The sequence below is a fragment of the Archangium sp. genome (genome assembly GCF_036388035.1).
In the GTDB taxonomy this organism is placed as follows: domain Bacteria; phylum Myxococcota; class Myxococcia; order Myxococcales; family Myxococcaceae; genus Archangium.
Genome location: NZ_DASVSO010001039.1, coordinates 1 through 12020, shown reverse-complemented (window position 1 = coordinate 12020; position 12020 = coordinate 1). Strand labels below are relative to the sequence as shown.

The 12020-nt window shown below is 70.1% G+C and carries 7 protein-coding genes and 1 pseudogene; 3 read left to right on the top strand and 5 right to left on the bottom strand.

Features of this window, described 5'->3' with window-relative positions; translation table 11 throughout:
- The 4 genes and pseudogenes from VF697_RS42745 to VF697_RS42730 form a co-directional block, all read right to left on the bottom strand.
- Positions 1–577, bottom strand: a pseudogene (locus tag VF697_RS42745) (transcriptional initiation protein Tat); the annotation flags it as partial.
- A 19-nt stretch (positions 578–596) separates the two neighbouring features.
- Positions 597–2393 (bottom strand): hypothetical protein, encoded by a 1797-nt coding sequence (locus tag VF697_RS42740; RefSeq protein WP_331104450.1) that lies wholly within the window; start codon positions 2391–2393, stop codon positions 597–599.
- A gap of 29 nt (positions 2394–2422) precedes the next feature.
- Complete coding sequence (locus VF697_RS42735) at positions 2423–3415, bottom strand: hypothetical protein (protein ID WP_331104449.1); 993 nt, start codon at positions 3413–3415, stop codon at positions 2423–2425.
- A gap of 105 nt (positions 3416–3520) precedes the next feature.
- Positions 3521–4156: an MXAN_6652 family MXYO-CTERM-anchored protein gene (locus VF697_RS42730; RefSeq protein ID WP_331104447.1), complete on the bottom strand. Its 636-nt coding sequence runs from the start codon at positions 4154–4156 to the stop codon at positions 3521–3523.
- A 306-nt stretch (positions 4157–4462) separates the two neighbouring features.
- Here VF697_RS42730 and VF697_RS42725 point away from each other — a divergent pair, with 306 nt between their 5' ends.
- Entirely contained in the window at positions 4463–5746 is a 1284-nt protein-coding gene (locus VF697_RS42725) for an AAA family ATPase (RefSeq protein WP_331104445.1), read from the top strand.
- 3 nt (positions 5747–5749) lie between these two features.
- Here VF697_RS42725 and VF697_RS42720 read toward each other — a convergent pair whose 3' ends face one another.
- On the bottom strand, positions 5750–9490 hold the full coding sequence (locus VF697_RS42720; protein WP_331104443.1) for an FG-GAP-like repeat-containing protein: 3741 nt from the start codon (positions 9488–9490) through the stop codon (positions 5750–5752).
- A 216-nt stretch (positions 9491–9706) separates the two neighbouring features.
- Here VF697_RS42720 and VF697_RS42715 point away from each other — a divergent pair, with 216 nt between their 5' ends.
- The gene (locus VF697_RS42715) at positions 9707–10870 is read left to right on the top strand and encodes a class I SAM-dependent methyltransferase (RefSeq protein WP_331104441.1); all 1164 of its coding nucleotides are present in this window, start codon (positions 9707–9709) and stop codon (positions 10868–10870) included.
- A 300-nt stretch (positions 10871–11170) separates the two neighbouring features.
- The coding region (locus VF697_RS43645) for a cytochrome-c peroxidase (protein WP_414641471.1) at positions 11171–12020 on the top strand (850 nt) is incomplete at its 3' end.

Below are 12020 nucleotides of genomic sequence, written 5' to 3'. Positions count from 1 at the left end.
CCTCGCCCAGGCTGAAGGCCGGCAGCAGGGTGATGCCCCGCGTGGCCGCCTCCTTCACCCGCTCGCGCACCCCGTAGTTGACGAGCGTGAGGAAGCCGGTGGCCCCGCCCACGTAGCCCGTGAGGAAGCGCTCCAGGCCCGTGCCGTGGCCCCCGTCCGCGCGCGCCGAGAAGGGCTCGTGGTCCACGCACGGCAGCACGCACATCTCGTGGGTGAAGTCCGTCACCGGCTGCATGCCGAGATCACGACGGACCTTGTTCTCCTCGCCCTCCAGCCAGCTCGCGCGCTCCAGCAGCTTCGTGGCACCCCACTCGGTGCCCTCCGCGCGCCGGGTGGAGCGGCCAAAGGGGTTGAACTCCTCGGCCACGTCACCGTTGAAGGCGGTGGTGAAGCGGAAGCCGCCGGACAGGCGGATGTAGATGAGGTGGCGCACGGCACCGTGCCCGGCCGTCTGGGCACGGGCCGCGGTCGGCAGCCACAAGTGGGGGAAGGCCAGCGCGGCGGCGCCGGCGCCCAGGCCCCGCAGCAGCCGTCGGCGGCCGAGGGTGACGGGCTTCGTGTCATCGGAGTCGGACATGGGACGGGGGCTCCGGGGGCTAGTAGAAGACGCGCTCGGCGCTCGACAGCAGCGCGAAGCAGAAGGGACGGGCGAACTGCTCGGCCGAACACAAGGTGAGGGCGCACTCCGTGCCCGCATCGCGGGCCTCGGCCAGCTCCCTGTCCTCCGGCGAGCGGCCGAGCAACGTCCGGTACTGGTGGATGGCGATCTCCGCGGCCAGGCTCGCGTTCACCGCGCGGCTGGCGCCCATGCCCTCGGGCAGCAGCTTCTCCACCGGCGCGCCCTGCACCTTCGGGTCGAGCGCCGGGTTGCACAGCGCCTGCACGGCGGACAGCTGGGTGGCGGTGGTGAGGATGCTCACCACGCGGAAGCGCCCGCCCGTCACGTTCTCCGGGCAGCCGCCCAGCGTGCGCGCCAGCTCCGCGTAGCGCTCGTCCACCTCGCCCTCCTCGTCCAGCTTCCAGTCCGAGCTCTGCAGCAGCCGGTAGCCGGCGATGCTGCCCGAGCGCAGCAGGGCCTCCGGCTGGCTGATGCGGCGGTCGCACCCGGGCAGGCTGTAGCCCGTGTTGCGGAACATGGAGTCCACCCACACCTCCGCGTCCACCTGCTTGAGCGGGCCGTACGTCCACCGGTAGGTGGAGGCCGAGGCGCCCTCGGCGGACTGGAGGTAGGCCACGGAGGTGGCCACCGCGTAGTGCACCGAGCGGATGTCTCCGTTGTGGGCGAGCAGGAAGCGCACCAGCTCCTCGCGCACCTCGGGCACCTTCGCGGACAGCTCATAGCCCAGGTACTGCAGGAGCACGTCGTCCACCGCGCGCTCCCAGAAGGCCAGGTCGCGGGCGATGATGCGGCCCGGAGCCTGCAGCTTCGCCCACTCCTCCGGCTTGAGCAGCCCGCTCCACATCGTCAACTCGTTGTCCAGGCGCGGGTCTCTCGCGGCGCGCAGGTCCGGGGTGAAGATGAGCTCGTTGTAGCCCCACAGCACGCTGGCGCACTCGCCCCGGGCCACCTCGTCCACGTGGCCCTCGTCGTCCAGGCAGCGGAAGCGGATGAAGGCGTCCGGCAGGCGCATGCCCAGCTGCGGGTGGTCGTAGTAGCCCGAGTGCCACAGCTTGTAGAGGCGCGACATGTCCGCGCGCTCGTGCTCGAAGGGCGGCCGGCCGAGGAACTGACGGAAGAGGGCCTCCGCCTTGTCGCCCGGGTCCGCGTAGCGGCGGGTGAACACCGGGTGGGCGCTCACCACCGCCGCGAACAAGTCATAGGGCACCTTGCCCTGGTAGAGCTTCGCCACCAGGCGGTCCATGTCGTAGATGGCCTGGAGGCTCGTCACCTCGTTGCTGTAGAGGAAGCGGTCCGCGGCCAGGCGCTGCTGGATGGCGAGGAACTCCTCGCGCTCCATCAGCCGCTTCACCGTGGCGCCCCACCCGCCCGCGCACGTGGCCTCGGCCTCGTCCGCGGTGGGCACGCGCCCCAGCATGTCCACGAAGAGCCGGCGACAGGCCTCGGCGAACTTGATGGGACGGTTGGGCAGGCCCACGCCCCACAGGCTGCGGCACAGCCCGCGGTTGACGGGATTGCGCAGGCCCGCGCCGTTGCAGTGCGCCACGCAGCCCGCGCCGCAGTCGGGCGGGCGCGTGTCGTTGGGCGGGGCCACGTTGAGGGGCGGGGGCAGGACGTCGTCCCCTCCCTCGAAGGTGCCGGGGGTGAGGGGCTCGCCATTTCCCACCATGCCTCCGGGACCGGACGCCACCTGCTCCGGCTCGAAGGTATAGGTGGGCTGGCACGCGACCAGCGCGGCGAGCACGGGGAGGATCAGCGTGCGACGGACAGCCATGCGCGACTCCCGAGTAGGAAACCCGTGCCTCAGAGGGAAAACTCGGCCCCGAGGTTGAGCCCCAGGCGCAGTGCCAGGGTGCTCCACGTCTTGGTGAAACGAAGCCCGGAGATCTCCTGGCTCGTGGCGAAGAGGTACTGCTGCTCGGCCTGGGCGAGCAGATCCGCGCGCAGCCAGATGCGCTCGGACATCTGCCGCCGGGCGCCCACGGACGGACCCGCCAGCCAGCCCACGCGCGGCACGCTCCACACGCTCACGCCCTGCTCCTGGAGCCGGCGAATCTCCTCCTGGAACTTGCGGCCAGGAATCAGGAAGGAGAGCCCCGCGCGCCCGCCGAGGACGAGCTCCATCTTGTCGGCCACCGGAAGCCCGTACTCCCCGTTGACGAACACCTCGTTGAGCAGACCGAAGCCGAACTCCTGGCCGCCGCCCGCGGCGTAGTTGCCGAAGATGCGCAGGCCAGCGCCCACCCGCACCCGCTCGCTCACCGAGGGCACGGGGGTGTTCATCCAGGCCGTGGCGGACAGGAAGCCCAGGCTGCTGTAGTCGAAGGACTCATCGGTGCGCGAGGCGTTGATGGTCTGCTCGCCCGTCATGCGCGAGCTCTCGAAGAAGAGATCGCCGCCCAGGCCGAGGCGCATCCGGCCCGGAGTGGCCGAGGCCGCCGGGGTGGACCGGGCGGCCTGGGCGCGGGACGCGGGAGCGGGCCGAGGAGACTCCGCGGCGGGCTTGGACTCGGAAGCGGACCGGGGAGACTCGGCGGCGGGCTTGGACTCCGCGGCGGGCGCGGGCTCCGAAGCCGCGGCGGGCGCGGACTCTGGCGTGGACGACGCGGGCGGGGAGGCCGGCGCCGCCGCGGGCGTCTTGGACGCGCCCGACTTGGAGGACTTCGACTTGGACGTCCGGGACTTCGCCGGAGCGGCCTGGACCGCCGGGGCGATCAGCAGCAGCGCGGAGAGGACTCCGCAGCAGACGCGGGAGAGCGGCTGGGACAGGGGGCGCGAGCGGAGGGAGAGCGACACGGGAGACTCGGGTTCAGGGGGCACGGACCGGAAAGGTCCACTTCAGGGGACTCCCTCCTTCCGGGTTCCAACCGGACTCGGGAGGAGGGAGGGACAGCGGGAAAATCAGCTCCGACGGCGGCGGAACCGGGTCATGGCGAGCGCGGACAGCGCGAGCCCCAGCATCGGCGCGCCACCGGTGGCGGAGCAGCCCTTGTCCTCGTCATTGCCCGGGGTGGTGGCGGCGTTGACGGTCACATCCAGCTTCGTGGTCGCGATGCCGTCACCGCTCGCACCAGCACCGGACCCCGTCGCGTTGCCGTTGGCCGAATTGCCGGCGGCGAAGATGGAGACGGTGCCCGTGGACGCGGGCGCCTTCAGCGTGAAGTCGAAGCGGACCTCGGTGCCGTTGAAGGCCTTGGGCGAGGTCTGGGTGAGCTCACCACTGCCCACCGGCCTCAGTCCCGAGTTCGTGGCCGGCGCGAGCACGGCCTCCGTGTTGCTCACCGCGATGTTGGTACCGCCCACCTTCGCGGGACCGCCGCGGATGATGAACGCATACTGGCCCGTCTCGCCCGGGTTGAGCGTCGCGGGGCCGGAGATCTCCACGGTGGGCACGGAAGCGCCAGCCGTGTGGCAGGTGGTGCAGGTCATGCCCTGCTTGCCCGAGTTGCCCTGAGCGCCAGCAGGGTTGGCGAAAGCCGAAGAGGACAGCAGGCTCACCGCGAGCACTCCAGCGGAGCCGTACGACAGGAACTTCATACAACCTCCATGAAAGAAGGGTTTCTTTTACCCCGGTTTGCTCCGTCCTCCCATGGCCCCCTGACACCCCGCTGCTGTCTCACCCCGGACGAGACCGTCACGTCGAAGAAGAGCGGTGTGGCCGTAAAACGCCCCGTCTTGACAGCGCCGAGATCTCGGCGGGAAGCGCGGGCGCGCCCTTCGTGATGAAACTCCAGGGGCCTCCGGGGGTCGGGAAGCCCCGGGGCCGGGTGCCAGACGGGGGGTGCGACGATACCCGGGTACGCCGGTCTCTCGTGAATACCCACAAGTCGGCCGGGTGAGGATATGGTGGGCGCCTACCCGCTCACGACGGCCCTCCGCATGTACCTGCGCAGCCTCACCCTCCACAACCTCAAGCTCCTGCGGGAAGTCGCCATCTCCTTCACCCGCGAGGACGGGGAAATCCGCCCGTGGACCGTTCTCGTGGGGGAGAACGGCTCGTGCAAGACCGCCATCCTCCAGGCCATCGCGCTCGCCGCGAGTGGCGCCACGCTGGGCAGTGAGCTCGCGGACGTCACCTCGCTACCAGACCGGCGCCAGCCTCCCACCGAGCTGATGTTGATCGGCGCCGAGTTCACTTTCGGCCAGGGCGGACACAAGGCCCGCGTGTATCCCGGCCTGGAGACGAAGCGCGCGCTCGCGCCCTACATGCGCAGCTCGATCGCCGCCAAGAGCACCTGGCGAGACCTCGTCGGCAGCTCGAGGTACGTCGGCTCCGAGCACACCCGTGTCTTCGACCCTGTCCGCGAGGCGCGCAGGACGCAGCTCCCGGGCTGGTTCGTCGCGGGCTATGGGACGGTGCGCAACCTGCCTCGCCCCAAGGCCATTCAAGGGGAAGGGCTGTCGGACCCCATCAAGCAGCGCCTGGAGAACCTCTTCGACCGGGGCAGCCTGATCGCCACCGGCTTCGCCGACCTCTTCGAGCCCTCCCAGGCCAGGGCCTACAACCGCGTCCTCAAGCAGGTGCTCGTCGAGGGCAACCTCCTCCCGGGCATCGTGGACCTGGAGCTCCAGAGCCAGGGAATGGTGCGCACCCGGCAGGATCTGCTGGAGGCCCACCGCTTCGAGTTCGACGTGGGAGGCCAGCGCATCAAGGTGCCCGCCACCTGGCTGTCGCACGGCTACCAGGGCACCATCGCCTGGCTCGCCGACCTCATCGGCCACATCCTCCTCGAGGCCGGAAAGCCGGTGGCGCCCGAGAAGATGGAGGGGCTCGTCCTCATCGACGAGCTGGACCTCCACATCCACCCGAGCTGGCAGGCCGCGCTCATTCCCGCGCTGAAGGCTGTCTTCCCCGGGCTCCAGTTCATCGCCACGACCCACTCCGCGATGCTCCTGCCGGGTCTGACCCAGGACGAGGTCCTCCTGCTCCGCCCGGATGAGGAGGGCAACGTCCATGTCGTCCCGGCGCCCGCCTCGCCGGAGCGGATGACGGGCAGCGAGCTCCTCGAGGCCTTCTTCGAGGGCCAGCAGAAGCCCGCCAGGAGCCCGGCCCCCCGCAGGCAGCGGCCCGCGCCGAGGAAGCAGCCGCGCTCCGGCGGTGCCGCGACCCGGACGAAGCGCAAGTGACCGTCACGGCTGGAGCAGCACGCGCACGTCCTCTCCCGAGACCGCGAAGTCCAGCCGCCCATCCCGGTTGAAGTCGTCCGCCGCCACCGCGAGAGCGGCGCCTCGCACGCGGTAGAACGCGCCCTCCTTCAGGGAGAAGGAGCCGTCCCCTCCGCCGAAGCGCACGAGGACGGTGCCGCTGGCATGGATGCTCACCAGATCCAGTCGCCCATCGACATTGAAGTCGCCGGCCACCAGGGAGGCGGAGCCACCCCAGGCCGCCTCGACACGCGGCGACTCGAACTCCCCACCGCCCTTGCCGAGGAGCACGACGCTCCCGCGCGTGTAGTCGTCGCCCGCGAGCGCCAGGTCCAGCCAGCCATCGGCGTTGAAGTCCCCGGCCACCAACGCGGTGGGGCGCGTGTCGGCGGACAGCTGGACGGCGGTCTGCAAGGTGCCATCTCCGTTGCCGCGCAGCACGCTCACCGTGCCACTGCCCGTGTTGGCGGTAACGACGTCCCACCACCCATCTCGGTTGAAGTCTCCAATGGCCAGCGCGTGGGGCTCCGCGCCCACCGCGTACCCGGTGGCGGGTTGGAAGGTGCCATCTCCGTTGCCGCGCAGCACGCTCACCGTGCCGCTGCCCGTGTTGGCGGTGACGACGTCCCACCACCCATCTCGATTGAAGTCTCCAACGGCCAGGGCGCGGGGACTCGTACCGACCGCGTACCCGGTGGCGGGCTGGAAGGTGCCATCCCCGTTGCCGCGCAGCACGCTCACCGTGCCGCTGCCCGTGTTGGCGGTGACGATGTCCCACCGGCCATCCCGGTCGAGGTCTCCGAGGGCCAGAGCGCGAGGCTCCGCGCCCACCGCGTACCCGAGGGCGGGCTGGAAGGTGGCGTCCCCGTTGCCGCGCAGCACGCTCACCGTGCCACTGCCCGTGTTGGCGGTGACGAGTTCCTGTCTCCCGTCTCCATTCAGGTCCGCGGAAGCGAGCGCGCCTGAAGGAGCGCCGGTGCCAGCCGCGCCCTCCTCCCAGAAAGAGCCATCCCCGTTGCCGTGGAGCAGGAGCAGGCTTCGCTCCCCCGGGGGAGCAAGGAAGAGGTCCGGCACGCCGTCCCCGTCGAAGTCTCCGACGGCCTGGATGCGGCCCGACCAGCGGCGGAGCGTCCTCGGAGCCTGGAGGGTGCCGTCTCCCTTGCCCAGGAGCACGCTCGCGGGCTGGGAGGAGGATTCGGCGAGCACATCCGGCCAGCCATCCTCATTGAAGTCGGCGATGTGGAGCTGGCTCGAAGCGCTGGCAGCGGCGAAGGCGGCCGCGGGCAGGAAGGCTCCATCCCCCTTTCCGAGCAGCACGACCACCTGCCCCGCCGCATCCGTCGAGAGGAGATCCGCCCGCCCGTCTCCATTCAGGTCCGCGGTGACCAGGGGAGCCGCCGTCGCGAGGGGGGTAGAGCTCGCCGCCTGGAAGGAGCCATTCGCACCACTGAGCAGGACGCTTACGCTGTCGCCCTGCTGGCTTCGGGTGACCAGATCGTCCACGCCATCCCCGTCGAAGTCCGCGACGAGCACCTGCTGGGCCTGGGGGACTTCCAGCAGGGTGCGCTGGAAGGTGCCATCTCCACCGCCGAGCAGCAGGTGCACCTCGTTGCCATTCACAGGGGCCTTCAAACCGACCAGATCCGCCTTCCCGTCCCGGTTGAAGTCTCCGGGGAGCAGGGCCCTATAGGGATGGGTGCCGCCCTGCGAAGAAGCAGTGCGCGTGAAGCCGCCAAGCCCGTCTCCCGGCAATACCTCGATGGGGTCCTCCTGCCATTCAGAGGAGATGCCGATATCCGGCAACCCGTCCCCGGTGAAGTCCCCGACGGCGACGGCGAAGGAGCGTCCCAACGAGACGTCACGGCCCTGGACGGTCGGCCGGAAGCTCCCCTGCCCCTCACCCAGCCCTACAGCCAGAGAGAAGAGGTCACCGTGGCTCGTGGTCGACATCCCATCGAGCATGACCAGGTCCAACTTCCCGTCCAGATTGAGGTCGACGACCTGGTGGACGTGGGGAGCCAGTCCCTGAGAGACAACGGGCGCCTTCAGGTCGAAGCCGCTGCACGCCTGCCGCGGGTTGAGCAGGAGGTGGGCCGACGCATCGGACGGGTTCACGAGCACGAGTTCCCGCTTGCCGTCTCCATTGAAGTCCACCAGGGAGAGGGAACGCCCCCCGATGGAGTCGGACTCCAACCGCTGGACCTGGAACGAGCCATCTCCCTTGGAGAACAGCAGCGTCAGGGAGTCAGCGCGGGCGGCGACGAGATCCAACAAGCCATCCCCGTTGAGATCCTCGGACTCCAGATCCTGGATGGAGGAGATCGCACTGTCGCCGATTCTGACCGCGGACCGGAAGGAGCCGTCGCCGATGCCGAACAGGAGGCTCACGTTGGCCCCGTGGCCCACCGCGAGGTCCAGCCGGCCATCCCGGTCGAAGTCCCCGTGCTCGAGCGACGTGGGACGGACCATCCCCGTCAGGTGCGTCGCGGCGCGGAAGGAGCCATCTCCGTTGCCCCTCAGCACGCTCACCGAGTCGTCATCAGGGTTGCTGACGGCCAGATCCAGCCGGCCATCCCGGTCGAAGTCCCCGGCCGTGACGGAAGCAGGCGAGGCACCCGCTTGCAGGCGCACCGCCTCCTGGAAGGAGCCGCCCCCGCTGCCCCGCAGCAGGCTCACGGAGGCATCGCCCCGGTTGGCGACGGCCAGGTCCAGCCAGCCATCCCGGTTGAAGTCCCCGGCCACGAGGGCCACCGGTTGGTCCGCCACGGCCAGGCGCACCGCCTCCCGGAAGGAGCCATTCCCCATGCCCCGCAGCAGACTCACGGAGGCGTCGCCCTGGTTGGCGACGGCCAGGTCCAACCGACCATCCCGGTCGAAGTCCTCGGCCACGAGGGCCACGGGTCGAGCCCCGACCCGAGCAAGCGCCCCCTGCTGGAAGGTGCCGTCACCCTGGCCGAGCCGCAGTCCCACGGCGTTGTCGTTCTCGTCGGCGATGGCGAAGTCGGGCCGGCCATCATGATTGAAGTCCCCGGTGGTGACGGCGGTGGGTCTCGTGCCCACGGGCCTGAGGCGGCTCCGCGAAAAGCGCGGAGTGTTGTCGAGCTCGACGTCCTCCAGCACCTGGCGACCCACGAGCAGTCCGTCCACCAGGGCCGAGACGCGCACCGTCATGCCCGTGAGGCGCCGGGGCGGCAGGTCCCGCGAGGTGTCCCAGAGGAAGGAGTGGGCCTGTCCGGCCACGTCGGGCGTGGTCGTGACGCCGTGGAGCCCCTCACGGGTGGGACTCGCGGCCGGGGTGGCATGGCGGAAGGTGCCCGTCCCGGAGGCGTCATATTCGACGCGGATGTCGACGGGCGCGCCCGAGAGCCGCCGGACCCGGTACTCGAGGGGGGTGCAGCCACCGTCCGGAGGCAAGGAGACCTGGAGGACCTCCGCCTCGGGACGAGGAGTGACTGGCGCCGAGGGTGACGAGACAGGCCCCTCCGCCTTGTCATCCAGGGACTGCACGGTGAACGTGTACGCGGTGCGGGGATTGAGTCCGGAGAAGGAGGCCGTCGTCACCCCTCCCTCCGTGGAGACCTTCACCGCCCCCGGGTGGGCCCGGACGAGGTAGCCGCGCACGGGGTGGCTTTTCTTGAGGAAGCCCCCCGTCTTCTTGGGAGGTTTCCAACGCACCGCCACCACGCCGTCCGAGGAGGTAGCGGTGACCTCCGTGGGAGCCTCCAAGCGGCCTTCTGCGCAGCCCGCGAGAAGGAAGCCCCCCAGCACGACCAGACAGCACACGAGACGACGAGATGCAGACATCAACAGCCCCCCCGGCGAAGAGATGAATCGCGAACCTCACACTCCGGCCAGGCGAGATGCCGGAACAAGATATGGAGGAACGCCCCGGCGGTCCATCTCCGCGTTACGCTGGCGCACGGAGTACACCCCCAGGAGCCCATGCCGCGTCGTCCCCCCTCCACCGCCGCTGAAGGAAAACCGACACCCGCCGCCCTGCCGCCCGAGCTCGCGCGAGGAGACGCGTTCACCTGGCATTCGGAGAGCGACGAGCCCACACCCACGCGCCTGTCGCCCGTGGATGACCGGCTGAGCGCCGATGCGGCGCTCAAGCGCGTCCGCCGGGGCGAGTTCCTCCTGTACACCGGTGACTTCCACAACGCGAAGCAACTGCTCGGCGCGCTGAGCCGGCGGCTCTCCCGTCCGGCGGGGGGCCGCTCGCCGCTGGAGGCGTTCCGGGCCGAGCGTCGGGCGCGGCAGCTCGAGCACGAGACCCTGTCGCGCATCGTGGTGGCGCTCGACCGCGCCTACCAGCTCGGCCTCTCGCGGGCCCCGGACGTGTCGCTGGCCTGCCGGCAGGTGTGGGGCGAGCCCGAAACGGACGTCACCGTCGTCCCGCTCAAGCAGTTGCTCGGCATGCTCGGGGCCGCGGAGTGGCGGCGCAAGGGCCTCGCCGTCCCCGGCCTCACGGGCCTGCTCCATCCGCACTACGGCGTCTACCTGCCAACCCGCACCGACTACGTGGAGCTGCTGCTCTCGCTCTCCAACGTGAAGGGCAAGCGCGTGTTCGACGTGGGCACCGGAACGGGCGTGCTCTCGTTCCTCCTGCTCCAGCGCGGAGCGGCGTCCGCGGTGGCCACGGACTGCGACAGCCGGGCGGTGACCTGTGCGCGAGAGAACGCGGAGCGGCTCGGCCTCGCCAAGCGCTTCCAGGTGCTGGAGGCCGACCTCTTCCCGGAGGGGCAGGCGGATCTGGTGGTCTGCAACCCGCCGTGGATTCCCGAACCCCCCAAGAATCGGGTGGACCGCGCGGTGTTCGACGAGGACAACCAGTTCCTGCGGCGCTTCCTGGAAGGGCTCCCCGCCCACCTCACGCCTGGAGGAGAGGGGCTGCTCATCATCTCGGACCTCGCGGTGCTGCTGGGCCTGCGCCCCCCCGGGTGGCTCGAGGAGCAGTTCGCGCGCTGTGGCCTGACGGTGAAGTGGAAGCGGTCCACCCCGGCGCGTCACTCCAAGGCGAAGGACCGGTCGGATCCGTTGCACGCGGCGCGCTCGCGCGAGGTCACCACCCTCTACGGCCTCACGCCCGAAGCTCCCCGCTCCTAGCCGACCTGTCCTGCTGGTGCCGTGCGCGCGTTCATCACCATAGGCAAACGTGCGCAGGCTCGCATGACTCGATGGCGAATCATCAACACAGCGAAAAGGCCCATACTCCGCTGGGTACAGTGGAAAACCGTCGTAGACATGGAGCCCAGGTGCTTCTTGATGTTTAAAGAATTTTGGTGCACATGAGCTAGCCGAGCATCGACGACGCGCCTCATCGGGGGGGGACTGTTGTTTCGCATTAAACCCACGCATGTATGCGGTCCTGTTGCGTTTCTCGGCCGCGAAGCACGCCACTGGTTGATGGCTCTGGTGGGGGTGCTCGCCGTGGGGCTCGGCACCGCGGCTCCCGCATCCGGGGCGGAACCCGCCCAGGGGGACGAGGGGCTGACCCGCCCACCGTCAACGCAGCTGGTGGCTCTCGGGCGAGCCCTGTTCTTCGACACCGCCCTGAGCGCGAATGGCGCGGTGGCGTGCGCGAGCTGCCACCGGCCGGAACGGGCCTTCGCCGATGACGCCGCCATCTCGAGCGGCGTCCATCATCGGAAAGGCACTCGCAATGCCCCCAGCCTCCTCGCCGTGGCACGAGAGAGGAATTTGTTCTGGGACGGGCGGCGCACCTCGCTGGAGTCGCTCATCCTCGATCCGCTCCTCCACCCCAATGAGCACGGAATGGCAAACCCCGCTGACCTCGTGCGGCGCGTGCGCGAGCGGCACTCCGCCGCTCATTCGCTCGCATTCGCGGGAAGGGATGTTTCGGCGGACACCATCGCTCGGGCGGTCGCGGCGTACGTACGCACCCTCGAACCCGGCGACTCGCCCTTCGATCGCTTCCAGTTCGGTGGCGACACCGCCGCTCTCACCGAAGGACAGCAGCGGGGCCTGAAGCTGTTCATGGGACGCGCCGAGTGCAGTCGCTGTCACCCCCTCGGGCCCCAGGCAGCGCCTTTCACAGACGGAATGTACCACTCGGGAGAAACGCGGACGGACTTGCAACCTCGACTGCACCTGGTTGCCCGTGAGCTGGCACGGCTCCCCGAGGCGGAGCGCTTCGCCGCGGTGGCCTCGCGTGAGGATGTTGCCGCGTTGGGGCGCTTCGTGGTGACGCTCCGCCCCGAGGACATCGGGCGCTTCCGCACCCCCAGCCTCCGCA